Raw genomic sequence first — 19,984 nt, 5'->3', positions numbered from 1 at the left:
CTTCAATTGAATAGAGCAGTTACTGGAGGAAGAATTATTGAACTGATGGAGATGAAAAGTTAACTAACACAAAAGAGGGGGCAATGTTTTGGGACAAAACACATCACATATTTACACACCATCTAAGCACTTTGTTTCAGCTGCAACGATTGTACTCAACGATCAAAAGGAAATTCTGCTAATTAAAGGACCTAAGAGAGGTTGGGAAATGCCAGGTGGAATAGTCGAGGAAGGTGAGTCTCTGAAAGATGCTGCAATTAGGGAAACTAAAGAGGAGTCAGGTATTGATATTGAAGTTCTTAAATTCTGTGGAATATTTCAAAACGTGGATAAGTCAATTTGTAATACACTCTTTTTAGCTAAGCCGATTGGTGGTAAATTAACAACTTCGCCAGAAAGTTTAGAAGTGGGATTCTTCCCTATTGAGCTAGCAATGGAAAGGGTGACTTTTGGGAACTTCAGGCAAAGAATAGAACACTGTCTTGATAACAGTATTCAACCATTTTGTGTAGAGTTTTAGGTCCTATGGAAATTAGTAATAACGGTATTGCTCATTAAAATTACGCTGTTAGTTGAACAAGACGAGTACGATAATCTTCCACAATCGGGTACGAAGGTTGAGTAAAAATCAATTGAGTGGGGTGATTACTATAGCAAATATAATTCGTGAAACTGGATTTAAAAGATCGATTATTTTTTTTATATTCGCTGTAGCAATAACAATTGTTGCAACGGTAATAACCTACATAATCAACCCGGATATAAAAGAAATAACCGAAGGAATAGGAAATAAATTACCGGATCAAGTGAAAGAATCTGAAGGTATAAAAAAGGTGTGGTCATTTGTTGTTAATAATGGATTTATGGTGCCATTACAAATGTTTATCTTGGCTTTAATTCCAATACAATTTCTATATCTCTTGAATATAATTTCAACTGTTACTCTGCCTGGTATTCTTTTTGGGATTGCTTTACAGGTCAATTCAATAAAAGGTCTTGGTATAATCATTGCCACTATCCCTCATTATATTTTTGAAGTATTCGCTTTTTGTTTATTTGCAGCAGTTCTCTTTGAGTTAAATCAAGTTGTTAGAGTTAAAATAAGAAATGTATTTAAGACAGAGGAAGTAGGAACATCTCTTATTAAAAAAGTTCTAGAGACTATAAAGATTTACACCATTTTAATTTTACCGTTAATTATTATGGCTGCATTTTCAGAAACTTACATTGCAGATATAATATTTAGCCTGTTTGAATAGCAAAATTCAAAAAATGGACGCGATTCTGGGTGCAAAACGTTCCTGGCTCAAATGAAATGTGGTCACACAATTTCGGTAAAGGTTAGACAGTTATAGTGTTCTAAAACTGAAGGGGGATGTCGAGGAGTCGAATGAAGAGGTAACGCTCTGAAAGGTTCCTCTTGCGTCGAGTAGCACACTGATTGGTAAGATATTGCGTGGTATAAGCTAGGCTATTAGCGGCGAAAACTGGTGATAAATTCAAAGGCTTACCAATCATTCTAATTAACTCTGTTCAATCAGCTACAAATTACTCTTTATTAAATTATGGCACCTTTTGCAAAAGAAATTCAAAAATAATCAATATCCATCACATTTATTAAGAGCTTGTTTTGTTCAATCGTATATTGGGATGGTGTTAAATAGAAGGGAATAAACTAAATTAGATGAAACGTATAAAGAAATTAATAAAGTATATTGCAATTATTATCGTAACAGTACTCGTAATAGCACTTTTCTTTCCTACATGGACACCCAATATAAAAGGTGATAACAGTATAAGTACATTAGAACAAATAGAGATAAATGGAAGTGGTCACGAAATTATGATACGTGGCAATGATAAGGATAATCCTGTCATCATTGTCGTACATGGAGGACCTGGGGCTCCGGAAATACCATATGCCAATAAATACGCAGACTTATTGGAAGCCAATTTCACAATTGTTAATTACGATCAAAGGGCAAGTGGAAAATCATATCACTTTTTTTGAGGACTATTCTACTCTTTCAACAGACTTATTGGTAGATGATTTATTAGCCTTGACCGAATATATATCAGAACGGCTTGAAAAAGAAAAGGTTATATTGATGGGGCATTCTTCTGGTACATACATTGGAATACAAGCTGCTTATAAATCCCCCGAAAAATATGAAGCATATATTGGGATTGGGCAAATGGGTGAAACAAAGGAAAGTGAGATTGAAAGTTTAAAATACTCTATTAGCCAGGCCCAAAAGGCTGGTAATACGGATGATGTTTTAGATTTACAAGGACTCACCGAGCAAATTAAAAATGGCGATACGGTTACACCAAGAAACTATGTTATGAAATACGGCGGGGCTGTTAGACTCATTGATAATCCCGATGGTGATAATATAGGTGTTTTATTGAGCAGCGAGTATAACTTATTAGACGTTATTCGTTACAACTATGGTATGGGGTATTCCCAAGAAAAGTTGTTAAGTGATCTATTAGAAAATCCAATACCTACCATTATAACAAAACTTGAAATTCCTTTGTATTTCGTCATGGGTAAATACGATTATATGACTTCCTCTCATGCAGCAAAGAAGTATTTTTATATGATTGAAGCCGAACATAAGGAATTTATTTCTTTCGAGAAATCAGCACATTATCCACAATTCGAAGAGAAAGAAAAATTTAATGAATGGATGTTAGATACGTTCATCAATAAAAATAAGTAATGCGCCTTTTTTCTTACTTTGAAAGGAAGATTGTTGTCGAGACTAGTACTTAAGTTATAAAAATCAGATTACCGGTATGCGAGTTTTCGTTAAAGAGTGCGAAAATCGAATAGATTTTCTTAAGGCAATGGGACTGTTCTAAAGGATACCAGACATGGAGAGACTATATGGAATTGAAAAACAAACAATATAACTAATCCTTGTTTTTAACATATTCTAATCACCTCACCATATTATCTGCTTTTACGAGGGAGTTATGCGTAAGATTAGTTATTAAAAAAACGAGGGCTTTACTTCATTTAGGGGCTAAACACCCTTTTCAATTCAACGACAGGGGCAGTATAGTAGAAAAGGAACTAAAATTTAAATCTCGTATATCTAATGTAATCGGTTAGCTAAAATTTGATGACAGACAGGAGTTAAAGACGATGATTAAAGGTTTCGGAGGAATATTTTGGAGAACTAATAATCTTGAAATTGTGAAAAAATGGTACAGTGAAGTGTTGAAAATTGAAATAGACAATTGGAATGGGGCTGTGATAAAACCCCAATTAGGAAATGAGACTATCTTTTCATTCTTTACGGAGAATGACAGTTATTTTCCAACAGAACAACAAGTGATGTTAAATTTCCAAGTACATGATCTAAACGAGACTATAAAGCATCTTGAATATATTGGTGTACCTCTTGCAAAGAAAAAAGAGATTAGTGAATTTGGAAAGTTCATTTGGATTAACGATCCTAAAGGTCGACTGATCGAGCTTTGGGAGAAGTAGCGGGTTGTAATCATTAACTAGTAAGCTAACGGGTGCGCTTCTACAACAAGTAGAGGCGCATTTTTACTAACTGGGCAGTTGAGTTAAACAAGAAATTTGATTATGTGGTATTATTAGGTAATTATAAAAGCTGAAGTAGGGGAATTTATTTGGAATTTATTTCAGAAAAGTTATTGTTTATATTTTTGTTTATTTTTGTAATTCACTCAATAGAAACCCTCGCTTATGCTGTTAGGTTATCAGGTGCAAGGGTAAGATTGATTGCCTCTGCTCTATCTCTATTTAATTTAATGGTTATTATTTCAAGACTAGCTAATATGATGCAGCAGCCTTTTACAGGAAGCCTTATAGATACTGCACCTACTGAAAATACTTTAGAATTTGTAGAGAGCCAATATAGAATACTTATAAGCGCTTCAACTTTTGGGACATTAGTTGGTATCCTTTTATTACCCACTTTTATTGCCATATTTTCAAGAGCTATAATCCATTTATCAGAAGAAAGAGGTTCAATTCCAAGTTTAGTTAAAAAGGGAATTTCCTTTGAATATATAAAGCGTGGGATAAAACATTTTAGTTTACCTAAGCTAAGTTATTTGAAAGATATTAGGATAAAAGAAATTCCTCTAAAATTGTTTTTTGTAAATATGATAATCACTGCAATATATACCATTGGGGTACTATCTGCTTTGTACGCATCATTATTGGCACCAGATAGAGCTTCAACAGCCATTATGGCATCTGGACTTATAAATGGTGTTGCGACTATTCTTCTTGTAATATTTATTGACCCCAAAATTTCTGTTCTTGCTGACGATGTAGTTAATCAAAGGGGAAGCTACTTTACACTAAAGAGCATTTCTTTAATGATGATTGCTTCAAGACTATTTGGAACTCTACTTGCACAGGTATTATTTATACCCGGTGCTAAATATGTAGCATGGTTTACAAAATTTATGATTTAATAATTATCGAGGTTGTTCAACTAACAGGGGGGGACTGTAACAAGATTCAATAAGAAAAGTCGATTCCTCAATATATAGGAAATCGACTTTTTTGTTGTAATTCAATTATTGTACAAACTTTACAAAATGCTGACTAACATCCTTTCTGTCTATTCAGTGGGCGTTGTAGGACGTACGGCAGCCCTTTCGTCATTCAACTGAAGAAAAGTATGTACTCCAGCCGTTGCAACGGTGTACCCCCCTGTTAAAAAATAGCCCTGTTCAACTAATGCGAGAGTAACTGTTTAGTTTGAATTGGTGAAACTTTCCAGTCGTAATGAACGTATTAGTAGTAGAAAGATTCTTTATTCAAGTAACGGACAGTTCAGTTAAAGACAAAAGGGGTGAGGTATATGAGTGACCGATTTGAACTAAGTTTTAAAAACAAGGTAGTTAGAATGTGGTTGATTATTATGGTGCCAGCTGTAATAGCAGAAATATTAATTATGCAATTTACTGCAATCCCAGTATTACCTTCAATATCTTGGACAATCTTTTTTATTTGGCTTTATTTTTATAAGAGGAAACAGAAGAAAGAGCATTCCATTTCCTCGTGATTTTATTTTAAAAGGATTGGTTAGGTCCTATTTTTATTAACCTAACGGTAGCTTTAGTTCAACAACAGGGGCTCCTTAGCGAGCTCTTTTTCCTTCTTAACTTACGGGACAGGTTAGTTGAACAAGCAGGTTATATTTAGATTGGTGTCGAAGTACTTTATTTAGATGAAGAAATAATAGTATACATACGGAGTAGGTGATAATAAATGACTTTCTTCTATTTTATAGTTGGCTACTGTGCCTTATATTTAGTGATTTGGATACATGAAGTTGGACATGGGGTCGTATATGCAAAATATAAATGCAAAGACAATCCTTTTAAAGTTCATGTGCCATTCTATTTATTCTTCTCTACACCCCAGCCTATTGATGAAAAAAAGGCACAAACTCTAACCAGTAAACAGTATTTTAATGTTGGTATAGCGGGAATAATAGTGAATCTTCTTATTGGTATCCCTATATCCTTCCTTTTCTTAAACATTGAGTTTAATAACTCTATTGTAGTTTTCTTTTTTTATTCTTTTGCCTTATTTCATTTAGTGGAGGCTGCAAGTTACTTGACAATTAGCAATATTTTTCTTGCAAGTGATATGATAACTGTACAAAACTACAAACCAAAATTAAGAATACCCTTATTTTTAATAGGAATATTCTTAGTTGTTCTAATCACTTTCATGCTAATCAAAAGTCCTGATAGTTGGAAACTGGGATACATTATTTCAATAATAATCATGATTTCATGCATGGGATTAGGAAGAATCGTCTTTAGCCGAAGAACACGGACTGCGTAGGTAACTCGTGTTCTTATTGCACTAACGGAGTTAACTACTTCTATTAATCGGTGTTATATTTACCTAGTGTGCATGGCGCATGCAAGGTCGTTCAGTGAACGAATCGATAGTTCGCGGATGAAGATAATTAAATTCTTGTTCAACAAACGGGACATTTTGTGGAATAGTGGTTTGAATTTGATACGTTTGTTGAAAACACCCCTTATAAAACCTTTGTATACAAAAAAACGCAGTAGCAATTCATTTATGAATTGCACTGCGTTTTAATTTAATTGTTTTAAAAGAAGTTATTTAACAATCTAAAAGAGAACGAATTAGAGTCAAATCAGAACATCTAGTCTTAATAATTTTCAATCATCACCAGGTTTCATCAAGGTGATCAGCATAGTACGAAATCCCTCTTTTGAAGTATTGAAGATTTTCATCAGACGTTGTTTCCATCAAGTTAGTCAGAACAATTTCCATTGCCTGTTTATAGTTTTTTGAATTGTACAGAGCCATTGAGTAAAAAATTTGGAGGCCGCGGTGTTCAGGAAATTCTGTCACACCTCGACGTAAAGTTTCAACTGCTTCTTGATAGTAACCCAAAGCACGGTAGGTACTGCCAAGACCGAGTAAACATCTTTGAAGATCTGGTCCTGCGAGACCTTGCTTGAGAGCCTTTACATAATAAGGGATAGCTTCCTCGCCCAATCCAGAATTATCATGAGCAATTCCCGCCTGATAGTTGACTTCAGCATGATCTGGATAGGTAGCAACCATTTCTAAAAGGAGAGTACGTGCTTCCTTCAGAATGTCTTGGTCTTGCTTAGCACGCCCATCTTCACGCAATTCAATAGCTTTGTCTAAAAGTAAACGCAAATTTGTTTTATCCGTATTATTTACTATTTTATCATTCATTTTTTAAAACTCCCTCAAATGTAGTATTGCAAATGGCAAAGTGACGTTGTAATCACAATACTCCCGGGAAATTTATTAATTTTGAAAGTGGTTTTGTAAAAACAGTATCATTGTCCTTTAATCCTCCTTAGAAATCAAGAATGAACATTAGGTTCTTTTTTATAGTAATGTTTATGCTGATATATGTCAACGAACCTTTAGAATCATCAGTCATCTTGAAAATGACAGCAAAAACCGTTAAGTAATAGGATTTTAAGGAATGGTAAATCCTGGACATTATCCGTTGAATGATTTAAATCAGTTGATTTTTATTAAATGGCTTCCCTCGAATAGTATATTGTTTCGCAAACGGGTGCGATTGTGACATAAGCGTCGCTGTTCTTATTAAACTAATAAGTGTTTTAGTAGAAATTCGGTTGTTTTTCATGGCAGCTCTTCTTATTGAATAATGGAATAAAATACTGTCGTGAACTGGCGTTATGTCAACTTAGTGTGTATGGCGTATACAAGCCCATTCATCGACCTACTTCGCCAGCCATAGTATCCAATACCCGTTTTGTTCACATTTTCATCCCCCGTGGTGTAGCGCTGATTTTGTGCTACATATATGGCTAATGGGGCTTTTGGGTTCAATTGACAAAGGAAGGTAAGTGGGGAAAATGGAGTGGAAGAGTTTTAAACCTGTACAAGGGTATTGTTTGGCTGGAATTTGGTCAAATCAACTGGTTGTTAATCAAAGAGGAAATGAATGGGATTATAGTTTTGGAGATCTAATATTAAATATAAAAAAAGATTTTAAAACGGATGAATCCTGGTACTGGAGATTATTTGGGTCCGAAAATGAAGAGGGGGATGACTTACTAATTATAGAAGAACAGGAAACACCTGAACCCCTCGAATATTTTTACGAACCTGAATTATCGAAACAACCTATGATAATAGGTTCTAAAATATCTTTAGATCATTCCCTCATTAAGAAGGTAAGTGGTTATGGATTCAAAGATGGCGATTATGAAATCTTAACGACTCTTATTTTTGCACTTGAGAAATTATACGTTACATTTAAAATATCAGGTCCTATCGTAACTGCAAATATAAGTGAAACGGAAATTGAAAAATTTGGAGATTTATTTTTTCTTCTTGAACTTCCATGAAAGTGGGAATACTCTAATTATTAACAATAGCTCATAACAAAAAAGGTCGAAAAAAGATTGGTTCAAACTCTAATGATAATAGTCAAAACAAAGAGAGATACAAGGTCATGATAGAATATACAACCTTTTAGAGGAATGTCAAGAGTATTTCGTTTTAATTCAAGGTACAAAAAAGAATATCAATCTGATTATACATATACTATTGGACAATTGGGTTTGCCTAAGGGTACTCAGTTAGTTGGAGACGGCACAATTGATTAAAATATAGCTATTTAAAATTCCTTGTTTACTAACGGTTTTTTTAATGGCTGCTGTATGCTATACAATTGCATGAACCGAAACATAAATAGCTTCATTATTTAACATAAACGTAGATCTATTAAAGTGTGATTAAAAAACTTCCCAATCTAACACAATACAAATATGTTTGATTTGCAAAAAGTCTCCCTCTTTTGTGAAAAGGGAGACTTTTTTTAACTATTGGAGGTGTCATAAATAGACCGGAAAATGGGACAGGATCGGAGCTATTGATGATTCTCTTGATTTATTTAAGGTACATGGTTCTGATAAAACCTCAAATTGATTTAGTATGAGTTACCTTTTTTATTTTTGAGTCTTATTCCTGGATAACTTATATACAATCACGATATCTCCTTCGCGTTCAAGGGATTGTAAGGTGATGTGAATGTCTAAGGAAAGCGTACTATCGCACCTTTTTCTTTAGCTTGGTAATTCTCTATCACTCGACTTTTGTTAACTCATGAACGATCAAATTCAAAGAATTTTCCTTAATCAGCGGATAATCACTGATGGTCCAATGGGGCACACTGTAGACCTGTCCTGCTTTCACAGCGGTGAGGTTTTTCCAAACAGAAGTAGCGGCATACATCTCTAGATCCGTTTGCGCTTCCAGATCTTCTTCAGAGTTGCCTACTTCTAGGAAAAGATGATCTGGGTTAAAAGAAGGCAGTGATTCCAGCGAAATTTGTTCTGCCTTATCAATACTTTCGATTCCAGGAGCAGGGGTGAGTTCCAACCCCGAGAACAGAATTTCCGCAAAGCCATGATTCGGTCCATATAATCGGATGACTTTCGGTTGAATGCGTAAATACATGAACGTTTCACCAGGTTTCACATGTGTAGCGATGAGTTTTCGGGCTTCGTCCAATTTTTGTTCATATTGCTCGATCCATTGCTGCGCTTCCTCTTCCTTTTGCAAGACTACACCCATTTTAATAAGTCCTGTTCGCCAATCATCAGAATTTTCGATGATTACTGTCGGAGCGATTTTACTCAGATCATCGTTAATCTTGGAATCCCGGGATATGATTAGATCCGGTGCCATTTCCACTAGAGCTTCTAAATTAGCAGAGTCGCCAAGCGGAATGACGCCGGACAATGCATCGCTGTCCAAATAAGGAAGCTCAAGAGAACCTATGTATGTAGTGGAAGCATACGGCTTTATGCCAAGTGCCAGCATTTGATCGGCCAGTCTGTAATCGAGTACGACAATTTTCTCCGGTTTCCCTACAATGGTGGTTTGACCGGCGGCATGTTCAATGATCCGCTGCTGTGGTGTGTCCGCGGATGCTGCTTCATGAGTAGTGTCTACTGAGTTTTCTGCTTTGGGAGAGGTACAGCCCGAGAGTAAAATGAGTAGAAGCAGTAAGGATAGGATGATTGGCAATCGTGAACGTGATGAACGATCTAGGTTGTTTTCGTACATGTTAATATAAGTAACCTCCATTATGATTAATTAAGTTTGTCTACTTGATAATGATAATCACTATCAATTATTTAGTCAAGAAGAGATTATCCTGAGTAAGCTAAATACAGGCCATTTTTAAGCTCTATAAACGGGTGTTATGTTAGGGGTGCATGTAGCATCCTACTTGAATTAAAGCAGTGGATATACTAAAGTGTGTTTAAAAAACTTACCGATCTAACACAATTTAACTATGTTAGATTCACAAAAACAGCTTCATCCCTTGTGTATCAAGGGATGAAGCTGTTTTTTTAGCCATTTACTAAAAAGCAGTTAAGTTAATGAAAGAATTTGTTGTAGAAATCAAGACTTAATATAGCAAGCAAGAAAAAAACGGTCGGTGTTTATACACAGTTTCATATTGCATGTTTAGAAGGATGCTATTAATATAGATTGCTATTTACTTTTTCAATGTCCTTTTGTACTGAAAGGGCTATTATTTCTTGATAATCCCAAATTGATCGACAATGTAAGGTTCTGCATTATTTTTGCTTTGATCGATCTCGTAAGTTATTGCAGTCAGTTTGTCTTTATTAATAGTGATACCGACGAAGTTTTGAATTTGGCCGCGTACTGGACGGCGGTTATCGTTCGGATCTGGACCATAGATAGCTGCATGATTCTCATCTGCTACTTCAAAGAGATTATAGTAAGCTGGTCCAAGTTCGGGCGCTTGATTTTTGTAATATACTTTTGGTCCAGCTGTAGCGGGTATCAAATAAATCGTACCATCTGGATTTACGGTATATTCTACGGTTTGTCCTTTTTTAGTCCAACTAATTTTTTCGGTTTCTGAAGCCGTACCATCACTCTTGATAGGCTTAGTACGTGCATAGATATGGTCATGTCCTTGAAGAACAAAGTCGATGTCTAGTTCCGCCATGAGTGGTGCCACCTGATTTCTCACACCGTTTGGATCTAGGATATCATCATCTGTTGCATGGTTAGATGTCGTGTAAGGTCCCTTGTGAATATTGACAATAACCCACTTAGCTCCATCAGCTTTGGCTGCCTTCACATCATCCTTCAACCATTCAATTTGCTCTTCTGAAAAATTGGCGTATTTTTTGGAGTCTTCGTTGCTATTAAGTACGACAAAGTGAGCGTTACTATAATCGTAAGAATAATAAGCACCTGTCTCAGTTGCAGAATTTTCAGGTGTATCAAAATTAAAATGATCGATAAAAGCAAAATTTTCATCTTCGTGATTCCCTGCGGATGGTGCAAATGTCGTGTTTAGCAAACTTTCCTGTGAATGTCCAAGAAGCCAATCCCATTGTTCCTCTTTGACTCCATCGTCAACTAAGTCGCCATTGTGAACAATGAACTCAGCATTAGGGACAGTATCTAGAGCCTTTGAAATAGTCTGGGATGAAAGAATTGCTTCATCTTCTGTTTTAGCCTGGGTATCAGCCAAATCAATAAACGTGAAAGTCCCATCTTTTGGAGATGTCTTAAATGAACCCATTTCACTCCAGTTATTGAGTTCTTCATCTCCAACACGGAAGTAGTATTCAGCATCTGCTTTAAGCCCAGTTGCTTCAGCTTTGTGTACATACTCTTTCTTGGAATTAGTAGAGAGGGAAGCAGTACCTGAAAATTTCAAGGCTTTATTAAAATCAGGTTTCTTCGCTCCTTTCCTTTTCACTACCTGCAAATCACTATTCTTGTAATCTAGTGATGTATACCAAGTGAGTCCCTTAGAATTGGTCGTATCCCCTTTAAATGTGACAGTTACCTTGCTGACATCAGTATGATTTGGACTATCTGTTGCAAAAGAGAGCGTACTGCCAACTCCGCCTACTATGGATAAAGCTAGGGCAACTGAGATGATTTTTTTTTTGATTTTCAAGAAGATCATCCTCCAATTATATTGTAATAATCCATCCTCATGGACAGTAATTTCACTATAACATTTTAATCTCTAAGCTTTGTTAACTTTATATATTGATAGTGTAAAGAATTGTTAATGCTATTTTATTTGTTAATCCGGAATAATAGTGGGGTAACTGAATAAAAACTACGTCCTCCAGATTCGGGCCAGATAGTCGAAGAAAAAAGGGAATTAGAAGGTTCCTATTGAAAGTTAAAGGGGTAGATAGTCCTTTTAAAATACTGAGAAAGAGTGAGGATTCTGCGAATATGGCAATAATAATCAAAAATAGAAGTTGATCTTTTTGTATTTGTAAAAAGGAAACAATCCAGATGCCCCAGTTAATCATAATAGTGAGAAGTAGCAGAACGGACTACCGAAGCACGTCAATTTGACTAAATTGACCGATTAAATTCTTTGTTGTATGTTGTTAATCCCTTTCCTGCATAATTTAGTTAGAATTAGGGAAAGTAATTATAGACAGTGCATAAAGTGAACAACGCTCTGTTTTAAAAAAAATCGTGTTATTCTAGTCGTAAACATGATTGTCTGTATGACTAGTTTTTTTATACGAAAGCCCTAAAAAATATAGAAAGGTGATGAATAATAGGATGGGTGTACATCAATATTTTAAAAGTTTATCTGATTTAGAACAAATTATTCGTTGTCCAGGAAAGTTTAAATATCAGGAGCATTCCGTCGCCAGTCATTCATTTAAGGTGACAAAAATCGCTCAATTTCTTGGAACAGTCGAAGAGGAATCTGGGCAGAAAGTGGATTGGAGAATCTTGTATGAAAAGGCATTGAACCATGATTACGCGGAACTTTTTACAGGAGATATTAAGACACCTGTAAAATATGCATCGAAAGAGTTGAAGCAACTATTCAGTGAAGTAGAGGAAGAAATGACAAGAAAGTTTGTAGAAAAGGAACTTCCAATTGAGTTTCAAGCCATTTATTTGGAACGACTTAAAGAAGGTAAAGATGAGACTTTGGAGGGGCGCATTTTATCTGTAGCTGATAAAGTTGATTTGCTATATGAAGCATTTGGTGAGATTCAAAAGGATAATCCAGAACCATTGTTTTTAGAGATATACGAAGAAGCATTAAGGACAATTCTGCTGTTTCAAGATATGAACTGTGTAGAATACTTCCTAGAACATATTCTTACGGATATGCTTAGTGAACGATTTACTGAACATGGGGAGTTGACGGGCATCGCAATGCGGATAATTGAAGAACATGGAGGTTGATAAAATACATAAAAATATCCAGTTCTAAATCAAACTAATGTACAAGGCTAAACTTCTACAAACGAATCATTCTCTTGAATAACACTGACAACGGTTTTCTGTCTGGGTTATTGCGGGAGGCATCCCCAAACGCCGAGCGATGTTGAGAAGATTCTTTATGTCAACATATATAGAAAGAGAAATAACGAATTTGGAAAAGGGGATTGAAAATGGATGTAAGATTTCCAATTGGAGAATTACAAGTTCCTGAAAAAGGTACAGTAGAAAATAGTCAAGAATGGCTAAAGGAAATCGAAACTTACACGATTCGATTAAGAGAAACTGTTGATCCATTAAGTGATGATGAGTTAAGCAGAACATATCGAGATGGTAGCTGGACAGTTCGTCAACTTGTTCATCACATTGCAGATTCTCAGTTGAACATGTATCAACGTTTGAAGCTGGCTTTAACAGATGAGAATCCAACAGTACCAGATTTCGATCAAGAAAAGTGGGCTATTCAACCGGATACAAAGCTTCCAATAGAAAGTTCTATTAAAATGCTAGAAGGTATAAATGAGCGCATCGTATCTTTAGGATATAGTTTAACTGAAGAGCAATTAAATCGAGCTTTTACACACCAGAAGAACGGTAAAATAACAGTCGCAACAAAAGTTGCAAAATTAGCTTGGCACGAAGAGCACCACTTAGCCCATATAAAAATTGCATTATCAAACTAATACAAGATGTATGGAATTGGCTTATCAAACTTCGATAAGCCATTTTTATGTAACGATGTTAATTAGCCTGTGAATTGACATACCAATTAAGCATGAAATAACTGTAAACATTGCTATGACAATAAAAAGAAGGGACTAAAACCATCGCGGTTTTGAGTCCCTTTTCTATTGTTTCTAAATGGTTTGGACCTCTGAAGAGAACCCTTTAATTTATGTTATAGATCTTTTTATATTTCATTTTCCTTCTGGCTCCATACCCTCGGGAGCTTTCATCCCTTCTGGTGGCTCCATCATCCCTTCTGGTCGTTCCATACCTTCGGGAGCTTCCATCCCTTCCGGTGGTACCATATCCCCGTGCGCTCCCTTACCACCTGGACCTCCCATACCGCCAGGACCAGAAGTTTTTGCAGTGGTGATTCCAGATTCATCAAGCCATGTTACGGTGTCGGAAATTGTGAACTCCACAACTTTCGTGCCGCCTTGATAGTCACCATCTTCAAAAAGACCATTACTTTCTTTACCAGACGTTGTCCCTTCTGAGTAAAGGGTATAGGAAGCATCTTTCGTTAGTTTTGGCGAACTAATGACGACCGATTGATAATCTTTTTCGGGCGCAAAGGTCACAATCTCATTTCCTTCGCTATCTTCTAGATGCAGTGTGGTTCCTGCAGATTGTGTCTTCGGATAAGTCATCAAGATCGTATGCTGTGATGAGCCTTCTGAAGTGGCCATCGCCATACCAGAACTTCCTGTAGCGATGAGAACTCCGCCACTTATTTCAAAGTCTTCGTCATAATCCAAAGCACCATTGCCATTGTTCGTAGGTCCATTAACGATCACGGTACCGCCTGTCATGGATATGGAACCATTTGAATCGAGTCCATCGCCGGCTGCATCGACATAAACGTAGCCACCATTTATTGACAGCAGAGGATCTTCCGCTTGTTCAGTAGTCGTGTCAGAATTATCGTCGGCTTCGCTAATGTTAATGCCATCATCAGTTGCTTTAACATGAATTTTTCCGTCCAAGATTGTGATGGAATTACTTTCTATCCCTTCATTACTCTTCGTGATGTCAATGTTCCCGCCTTTAATCAGAATGGACATATCTGCATGGATTCCGTCATCACCGGTAGCCACTTTCAAATCGCCGCCAGTTATGGTGATCGAGTTGTCGCTGTGTATCGCATCATCTAATGAATCCAGTTCAAAGGTTCCCCCGCCAATTGCCACTTCTTCATTTGCCTTAAGCCCTTTGCCACTAGATGTCTCAGAGCTAGCGTCAGTTGTGCTTGTTTCCGTGTCTACAGGGGTAGGCCGACCCATTTCAGCATTTGCTATTTTTTCAGGACTGCCGCCGCCAGATGAAATGTTGAACTCTCCGTCTGCGATTAGAAGTGAAGTCTCAGCCTGAATGCCATCATCAGCTGCCTTGATATCGAAACTGCCTCCTTCAATGGCGATGACCCCTTTTGAAGCATCTTTGTCATTCGTGGACTTCATGCCGTCGCCACTCGCTTCGATACGGATAGTGCCATCTTTAACAGCGAGGAGATCTTTTCCCTTTAATCCATCATCAGCTGAATTAATTTGGATTGTTCCTCCTGTAATTATCAATTCGTCTTTACTGGTGATTCCGTCGTTGTAATTGCCTTGCACGATTAGTTTCCCACTGCCGTTAATGGTGAGATCATCTTTGCTGAACAACGCTGCATTCGGCTCATCTTCCTCTGAATCCTCATAATCAGACTTAGCTCCGTCAGATAACACGTTTTCAGTTCCTTCTTCTAATGAAACAATCGTTTTTTCTGCTTGTTTCACGTAGATTGCTGAAGTAGAGGAAGAATGGATTTCCATACCATTCAAAACGAGCCGAACGATGCCATCGTCTTCTGTGTCCACAATGAGTTGCCCATCATCCAGTTTTCCTTGGATTGCATACACGCCTGAAGTTGTTATCGTGACGATGCTTTTGTCGATGACTACTCCGCCATCACCTTCAAAGCTGGCACCACTTCCATTCAACTGAATAGACGTTGCGTTTTCCCAATCCTCGTAAAAATCTTCATCGGAATAGCTTACATACTCGCTAATAACACTCGCTATTTCTTGATCCCCAATCGTACTTAAGCTCTCGCCTTTTGCAGTAGACTCATTATTGGTACTTACCTTTTCTGAATCATTGCTGCAAGCAAACAAAGATGCGGTGAACATAAGAGAGGCGGCTACCTTTATAAATTTAGAATTTTGTTTTTTCATCATAAGCTCCTTCTTGCAAATGAAATTTCATCCGTTTTTCAGATGATGTTTTGCTAATAACCCTATTATTTAGGATGAACCTTAAACAAAGCTTAAAAAGACGTTTTAAAATTAAAGTTTGCTTTTATTTCAGTTGGTTCTATAATCTATCGTAACGATATCAATCACGCCTCGGCGTGATTGCGTCCAGATTTTGAAGGCATATCTAGCATTCATCTCACCACTTATAGAAGTGGGGGACTTCTGTTGAATTAAGTTAAAACGTAGATAAATGATACAAGGGGGGGCACTATATGAAATTACTAATCATTGAAGATGACAAGTATCTCTCTGAATCAATATGTGAAACAACAAAGGAAATGTTCGATTCCGAGCAGGCTTTCGATGGAGAGGAAGGACTGTTTCTTGCGCAGCAAAATATTTTCGATGTAATTATTTTAGATATCATGCTTCCGTATATGAACGGTTATGAGGTATTAGAAAATTTGAGAAAGCAAAATATCACGACTCCTGTCATTATGCTGACAGCCAAAGATGGAATTGATGACAAGATTAAGGGTTTTAAAATGGGAGCAGACGACTATTTAGTGAAACCTTTCCATCGAGAAGAACTATTAGTGCGGCTAGAGGCAATGGTAAGGAGATCCGGAGGTTTATTAAAGGAAAATATTCTAACTTTTAAGGAACTACATTTGAATATCAAAAATAAAACTGTGGAAATTAATAGGGAAACACTTAAGTTGAATGGCAAACAATTTGATTTACTGGAGTATTTGATGAACAATAAAAACGCTATTTTGACTAAGGAACAGATTTTTGATCGAATATGGGGATTTGAGTCTGATACTTCTACTACAGTTGTGGAGGTGTACGCCAGTAATTTACGAAAAAGTCTCAAGAAGTTTGGCTATGATCAATACATTAAAACCTTCCGTGGGCTAGGTTATATGCTGGAAGACCATGGTGAAGGAAATGTTTAATAAACTAATTTTCAAGAAACAGCAGCTAAAATTTATGATTTTCAACTTGATCGCTTTTACTGTGATTTTCACGATCTTTAGTATTATCATTTTCGGCCAAGTTCAAAATACATTATTTTCAAAGACAGACGAGGAACTGTTATCATTTAAAGAAATGATGATAGATAACAATCCAAAGGGGTTACGGCCGCCTCTTAAAGATGGAGACTTAGATCAGCCTGTGCCGGATGAAGAAAGACGGAAAAATGCACCAAATCCCAGGGTGATTGTCATGCATTGGGATAACGCAGGAAATATACGTAATGAAAATGAAATCGGAACCTTATTTTATGAAAACTATCTAACCGATTATAAGCTGGATAAAACAACTATGGACAAAATTACAATGACGAAAATCAGTGAACTGTATCACTTTAGATATATTCTTTTTGAGGACCATAATGATGAGGATGAAATTGCCTATACACAGCTGATGATCAACGTGGATGCTGAACAAACCATCATTTCCAACTTTGAGAATCTGTTCATTATCTGGTCGGTAATCTTCATCGTCCTCTCTATTTCTGCAAGTTTCATCTTATCTAAAAAGATGATGAAACCAATTATTCATTCTTGGAATAAGCAGGCGGAGTTTGTTGAAAATGCTTCACATGAACTCAGGACGCCTTTGACGATTATTCAAAATAAGCTGGAGCTTCTCCTAACAGCACCGCAAGAAAGAATTTCAGATAGGTTTGAAAATATAGCCCTAAGCTTGTCTGAAACAAGGCGTTTGTCCAAACTCACTTCGGATTTATTGACCTTGGCAAGAGCAGATTCGGCAGAAACACAGATTATGAAGCAATCCATTCATATCGATACATTCATCCGAAGTGTATGTACGCCTTATAAGGAAATTGCTGAGTCGCAGGAGAAGCATTTTTCGCTAAATTGTCAAAGCCCTTTTACTATAGAAGCAGATGAAACTCGGCTACATCAACTGATAGTAATTTTAGTGGACAATGCTTTAAAATATACGAGCGAAAACGATAGTATTCGTGTGAAAACATATGGCGAGGATCAGAAAGTCATAATTGAAGTGAGCGATACGGGGATTGGTATCAAAGAAGAAAATATCCAGTACATTTTCGATCGCTTTTACCGAGAAGACAAAGCCCGAACTAGGGAAACTGGAGGTATGGGATTAGGCTTGTCTATCGCCCAGTGGATTGTATCGATGCACAATGGAACGATTAATGTCATAAGGAACCAGAATAAAGGAACCACTTTTATAGTCAAACTTCCAAAGTAAGAGATCACATCATCGTGATCTCTTTTTTTGTATTGATAAATTGTTTTAAGGTTTGTTTAAGGTTCTTCTTTTAGTATTTAGTTCATAGAGCGACAGCAAAAAGGAGTAGATAGATATGGCGATCGAAATCTTCAGTCGGAAAGAGCAAAAGTATTTAATCACTCGCCGCCAATACGAAGAACTTGTGGAACGGATTGGACCAGAGATGCGAAATGATAAGAATGGCGTCGATGGAAAATATTCAGTCACTAGCCTGTACTTTGACAATGCGGAGAAAGGCATTTATTTTGAGACGAAAAACAAACTAAAATACCGCCAGAAATTACGTTTACGCGTATACGACAATGCAAATCTTACCAGCGTGGCATTTTTTGAAGTGAAGCAGAAACATAAGAAAGTCGTCAATAAAAGACGGATGCTTTTGCCGCTAGGGGAAGCGTATCGCTATTTAGAGGAAGACGGTCAAGCGGGTTTGGATCACTACAAAACCTCCAATTCACAAGTCATGAAGGAAATTGATTACTTCCGTAAATTCTATCAGTTACGTCCCGAAATGGTCGTATCGTATAGCCGTCACGCATTGCACGGTATCCATGATTCAGAATTGCGTATTACCTTCGACTTCGACTTACGTTGCCGTAAAGAAGATCTGCATATCGAGAATGGTCCGTACGGAGAGCATTTCATCGATCCAGATCTCGTCGTGTTAGAAGTGAAAGTCGATCACAGTGTGCCGCTTTGGCTAGCGCGTATTTTACAGGAGCTTCAGTGTGAGCAGCGCAGTGCTTCAAAGTTTTGTACCAGTATGGAACTGCTGAGTGGAGATGGATTACCGCAGGCAGGCTATTTTGAACCGAAAGAATTGGAAGAACAACTAACAGGAGGAATAGAAAATGGATCAACTCACGAACTTGTTTTCGTCTAATGGATTGGAAGGAGCCACTCCGACCATGTGGATGAGTATTACCGCGATGGCACTTGCTGCGGTCCTAAGTTTAATCATAACGAAAGTTTATCAAATTACATTTACAGGAGAGCGCTATTCACAAGCGTTCGTCCATACAATCATTATGATGAGTGTTGTCGTGTCAGTTGTTATGAACGTAGTAAGCGGAAATGCCGGTGTGGCGTTTGGTTTATTCGCCGTATTCTCCCTCATCCGCTTCCGAAGTGCCGTGACGAACGCCAAGGATATCGCCTACATCTTTTTCGGATTATGTGTCGGGATGACAGCGGGACTGTTTCAATTCCCTCTGGCCATTGCATTGACGTTATTCGCCAGTCTGATTTTCTATATTCTGTACAAAGTGGACTATGGCAAAGGGAAAGATACGCAAATCCTTAAAGTAACTGTCCCAGAAAATCTAAATCACGAAAATTTATTCGACGATATTTTGAATGAAAAAACCGAATACTTCCAACTTCGACAAGTTGAAACAACGAACTTGGGGACGATGATTCTCTATACATTTGCCATCCGAAGTAAGACTGATACAAAAGATCAGGACTTGCTGAATGAAATTCGTGTGCGTAACGCGAATCTGAAAGTATCCCTATCTTATCTTGAGATGCGAGACTGAACTGTAAGACCGAATTATGAAAAAAGCCGTCTACTACGATTTTTAAAAATCGAGGAGACGGCTTTTTTTTTCTTGCTGTACTTTAATGCTTATGGTTTGGCCACAGCAGGTAATGATCAAAACTTCACTATATGAATGTGTAATTGCATTTAACAAACAGAATATTCTCCGTTTGTAGGACACTTTGAAGCTTTGGTAGGACACTTGGCCGAGTTCGTTGGATAGCTCTGGGCTTTGGTTGAAGACTTCGAAGAGTTTGTTGGAAACCTGGTTGTTGGTAGGACACTTTGAAGCATTGGTTGGACACTTTGCCGAGTTCGTTGGACAGCTCTGGGCTTTGGTTGAAGACTTCGAAG

The 19,984-nt window shown here is 37.1% G+C and carries 17 protein-coding genes and 1 pseudogene; 14 read left to right on the top strand and 4 right to left on the bottom strand.

What is annotated here, in order from left to right; translation table 11 throughout:
• The first annotated feature begins 88 nt into the window (after positions 1 to 88).
• The 7 genes and pseudogenes from MKZ26_RS09710 to MKZ26_RS09680 all read left to right on the top strand — a co-directional run bounded on the left by MKZ26_RS09710 (position 89) and on the right by MKZ26_RS09680 (position 5,854).
• Positions 89 to 520: an NUDIX hydrolase gene (locus MKZ26_RS09710; RefSeq protein WP_340766009.1), complete on the top strand. Its 432-nt coding sequence runs from the start codon at positions 89 to 91 to the stop codon at positions 518 to 520.
• Between the two features lie 97 nt (positions 521 to 617).
• Positions 618 to 1,259, top strand: a complete 642-nt coding sequence (locus MKZ26_RS09705) for a stage II sporulation protein M (protein ID WP_340766008.1) — start codon at positions 618 to 620, stop codon at positions 1,257 to 1,259.
• Positions 1,260 to 1,684: 425 nt separating this feature from the next.
• Positions 1,685 to 2,726: pseudogene (locus MKZ26_RS09700) on the top strand (alpha/beta fold hydrolase).
• A 428-nt stretch (positions 2,727 to 3,154) separates the two neighbouring features.
• Complete coding sequence (locus tag MKZ26_RS09695) at positions 3,155 to 3,502, top strand: VOC family protein (protein ID WP_340766006.1); 348 nt, start codon at positions 3,155 to 3,157, stop codon at positions 3,500 to 3,502.
• Positions 3,503 to 3,651: 149 nt separating this feature from the next.
• Positions 3,652 to 4,467, top strand: coding sequence for a lipid II flippase Amj family protein (locus MKZ26_RS09690; protein WP_067206197.1), 816 nt, complete (start codon positions 3,652 to 3,654; stop codon positions 4,465 to 4,467).
• A 392-nt stretch (positions 4,468 to 4,859) separates the two neighbouring features.
• The gene (locus tag MKZ26_RS09685) at positions 4,860 to 5,063 is read left to right on the top strand and encodes a hypothetical protein (RefSeq protein ID WP_067206203.1); all 204 of its coding nucleotides are present in this window, start codon (positions 4,860 to 4,862) and stop codon (positions 5,061 to 5,063) included.
• A 206-nt stretch (positions 5,064 to 5,269) separates the two neighbouring features.
• Entirely contained in the window at positions 5,270 to 5,854 is a 585-nt protein-coding gene (locus tag MKZ26_RS09680; protein ID WP_340766004.1) for a hypothetical protein, read from the top strand.
• A gap of 357 nt (positions 5,855 to 6,211) precedes the next feature.
• On the opposite strand, the gene MKZ26_RS09675 is transcribed toward MKZ26_RS09680, so the two are convergent.
• Positions 6,212 to 6,754, bottom strand: a complete 543-nt coding sequence (locus tag MKZ26_RS09675) for a tetratricopeptide repeat protein (protein WP_340766003.1) — start codon at positions 6,752 to 6,754, stop codon at positions 6,212 to 6,214.
• Positions 6,755 to 7,413: 659 nt separating this feature from the next.
• Here MKZ26_RS09675 and MKZ26_RS09670 point away from each other — a divergent pair.
• Positions 7,414 to 7,908: a hypothetical protein gene (locus MKZ26_RS09670; RefSeq protein ID WP_340766002.1), complete on the top strand. Its 495-nt coding sequence runs from the start codon at positions 7,414 to 7,416 to the stop codon at positions 7,906 to 7,908.
• Positions 7,909 to 8,647: 739 nt separating this feature from the next.
• Here the strand turns inward: MKZ26_RS09670 and MKZ26_RS09665 are convergent.
• Positions 8,648 to 9,634 carry an iron-siderophore ABC transporter substrate-binding protein gene (locus MKZ26_RS09665; RefSeq protein ID WP_340766001.1) on the bottom strand — a complete coding sequence of 329 codons (987 nt, stop codon included), beginning with the start codon at positions 9,632 to 9,634 and terminating at the stop codon, positions 8,648 to 8,650.
• 475 nt (positions 9,635 to 10,109) lie between these two features.
• Complete coding sequence (locus MKZ26_RS09660; protein WP_445683414.1) at positions 10,110 to 11,534, bottom strand: metallophosphoesterase; 1,425 nt, start codon at positions 11,532 to 11,534, stop codon at positions 10,110 to 10,112.
• Positions 11,535 to 12,157: 623 nt separating this feature from the next.
• Here MKZ26_RS09660 and MKZ26_RS09655 point away from each other — a divergent pair.
• Together MKZ26_RS09655 and MKZ26_RS09650 are read left to right on the top strand one after the other, a co-directional pair.
• Positions 12,158 to 12,799 carry a YfbR-like 5'-deoxynucleotidase gene (locus MKZ26_RS09655; protein ID WP_067206211.1) on the top strand — a complete coding sequence of 214 codons (642 nt, stop codon included), beginning with the start codon at positions 12,158 to 12,160 and terminating at the stop codon, positions 12,797 to 12,799.
• A 209-nt stretch (positions 12,800 to 13,008) separates the two neighbouring features.
• Positions 13,009 to 13,518, top strand: a complete 510-nt coding sequence (locus tag MKZ26_RS09650) for a YfiT family bacillithiol transferase (protein WP_340765998.1) — start codon at positions 13,009 to 13,011, stop codon at positions 13,516 to 13,518.
• Between the two features lie 234 nt (positions 13,519 to 13,752).
• Here MKZ26_RS09650 and MKZ26_RS09645 read toward each other — a convergent pair whose 3' ends face one another.
• Entirely contained in the window at positions 13,753 to 15,777 is a 2,025-nt protein-coding gene (locus MKZ26_RS09645; RefSeq protein WP_340765997.1) for a carbohydrate-binding domain-containing protein, read from the bottom strand.
• 293 nt (positions 15,778 to 16,070) lie between these two features.
• Between MKZ26_RS09645 and MKZ26_RS09640 the strand changes: the two genes are divergently transcribed.
• From MKZ26_RS09640 to MKZ26_RS09625, 4 genes are all read left to right on the top strand, one after another.
• On the top strand, positions 16,071 to 16,757 hold the full coding sequence (locus tag MKZ26_RS09640; RefSeq protein WP_340765995.1) for a response regulator transcription factor: 687 nt from the start codon (positions 16,071 to 16,073) through the stop codon (positions 16,755 to 16,757).
• The gene (locus MKZ26_RS09635; RefSeq protein ID WP_340765994.1) at positions 16,750 to 18,048 is read left to right on the top strand and encodes a sensor histidine kinase; all 1,299 of its coding nucleotides are present in this window, start codon (positions 16,750 to 16,752) and stop codon (positions 18,046 to 18,048) included. Before MKZ26_RS09640 ends, MKZ26_RS09635 begins: the two co-directional genes overlap by 8 nt.
• 115 nt (positions 18,049 to 18,163) lie before the next feature.
• Positions 18,164 to 18,973 carry a polyphosphate polymerase domain-containing protein gene (locus tag MKZ26_RS09630; protein ID WP_340765992.1) on the top strand — a complete coding sequence of 270 codons (810 nt, stop codon included), beginning with the start codon at positions 18,164 to 18,166 and terminating at the stop codon, positions 18,971 to 18,973.
• Entirely contained in the window at positions 18,942 to 19,628 is a 687-nt protein-coding gene (locus MKZ26_RS09625; protein WP_340765991.1) for a DUF4956 domain-containing protein, read from the top strand. The genes MKZ26_RS09630 and MKZ26_RS09625 overlap by 32 nt, the downstream gene beginning before the upstream one ends.
• Positions 19,629 to 19,984 lie beyond the last annotated feature (356 nt).

Origin of the sequence: Sporosarcina sp. FSL K6-6792 (assembly GCF_038004885.1) — a bacterium.
Taxonomy (GTDB): Bacteria; Bacillota; Bacilli; order Bacillales_A; family Planococcaceae; genus Sporosarcina; species Sporosarcina psychrophila.
This window is presented reverse-complemented; position numbering and strand designations above follow the sequence as displayed.